Below are 1,339 nucleotides of genomic sequence, written 5' to 3' on the forward strand. Positions count from 1 at the left end.
CAGTCGGGTATGGAGCAGGCGTTCGGGTCGGGTGATCAGGAGCAGGGCGAGAACGCGCGGCAGACGCAGGGTTCGGCGAACTTCGACGCCGCCCGCTTCCGCGGCCGTTAGGCCGTCTCTTTAGGGTCTTCTTCTTCACGTCACGGGGAGTGTGGTTGGCATGGGTGCAGGTGGGACGGACCGTCGTGCGTACGACGTGGGTGCCTCGACGGAGGCGCAGGGCGGTATCAAGGCGGTGATCGGCCAGCTGGAGCAGGTGATCGCGGCGCGTGAGGCGCAGGTGGCGGCGGCGATGTCGGACTTCGCGGCGGATGGTGTGGCGGACGACTACCACGCCAAGGAGCTGCGTTGGAAGAACGCCTCGCAGGAGGTCAAGAACATCATCCAGCTGCTGAACACGACGCTGGAGAAGAACGACGCGACGGCGCGCCAGACGCTGCAGCGCGCGAAGGCCGCGGTCGACAACATCGGCTGAGCGGGGCAGCGGGGCAGTCGGGTTCACGGGGGAGGTTGTCGATGACGTCGTGGGACATCAAGCCGCAGGGCGTGCAGGGCCATTTGAAGGTTGTCGGCGGGAATGCCGGCGAGTTGGAGACGGCGTTGAACGCTCTGCTCACAGCCATGTCGGAGGCGGCTCAGGCCGCGGGGACGGCTGTCCCGGGTTCGCAGGCGGAGACGAAGCTGCAGGGTCCGGTGCCCGTGGGTGCGCCGCCCCTGAGCCAGAAGGCGATGGGGCCGGTCGCGGCTGCGCTGGGTGAGTACCTGACGGCCCGCAAGCCGGAGTTCAAGTCGATGGCCGAGCGGATCGAGGCGTGCGTCCTCGGCGCGGTGGCGGCGACGAACGAGTACCTGGAAGGCGATCTGGAGCAGGCCAAGGCGGCTCAGGACGCGGCCCGGGCCGTGAACCTCGACATCCTGCGTGAGAAGACCGGGGGCAAGAAGTGAGCGGGAACGCGCCGGTCGATCCGGCCGAGATACCGGTCTTCACGGGGAATCTGGCGACGCTGGACGAGAAGGTCAAGCTGATCTCGTCGGGCGGGGCCACGGTCTCGACGAAGGCCTCGGACGTCCACACGAGCTTCGGCGGCCTGCAGGCCTTCTACCAGGCACCGGAGGCGGACCAGCTCTTCGCGACGACGAAGCCCGTCTCGGACCTGGGCCTGAAGCTCAGCTCCGACATGTGCACCATCGCCGGCGCGCTCGGCACCTACTCCCGCGACGCCGCGCCCGTCATCAAGAAGCTGGAAAACCTGCGGGCGGAAGCGGAGGCGTTCCGCACGAAGGTCGCCGACGACGACAAGTGGCGTGAAGACGGCGACCTGATCGACGAGAACCTCGA

Annotated in this window: 2 protein-coding genes and 1 pseudogene; all 3 read left to right on the forward strand. The window is 68.0% G+C overall.

All coding sequences use genetic code 11. From position 1 onward, the window contains the following. The first annotated feature begins 160 nt into the window (after window positions 1-160). Window positions 161-475, forward strand: a complete 315-nt coding sequence (locus E6U81_RS39485) for a pore-forming ESAT-6 family protein (RefSeq protein ID WP_031147707.1) — start codon at window positions 161-163, stop codon at window positions 473-475. Window positions 476-516: 41 nt separating this feature from the next. Then, window positions 517-945, forward strand: coding sequence for a DUF6507 family protein (locus E6U81_RS39490; RefSeq protein WP_136234803.1), 429 nt, complete (start codon window positions 517-519; stop codon window positions 943-945). Then, window positions 942-1,339, forward strand: a pseudogene (locus tag E6U81_RS39495) (hypothetical protein); the annotation flags it as partial. The gene E6U81_RS39490 and the pseudogene E6U81_RS39495, both read left to right, overlap by 4 nt.

Source organism: Streptomyces sp. A0592 (assembly GCF_004795115.1).
GTDB lineage: Bacteria > Actinomycetota > Actinomycetes > Streptomycetales > Streptomycetaceae > Streptomyces > Streptomyces erythrochromogenes.

Excerpts from the sequence above, each read along its gene's own strand:
- E6U81_RS39490 (WP_136234803.1), top strand. The coding sequence starts at position 517 with ATGACGTCGTGGGACATCAAGCCGCAGGGCGTGCAGGGCCATTTGAAG.
- E6U81_RS39485 (WP_031147707.1), top strand. The coding sequence starts at position 161 with ATGGGTGCAGGTGGGACGGACCGTCGTGCGTACGACGTGGGTGCCTCG.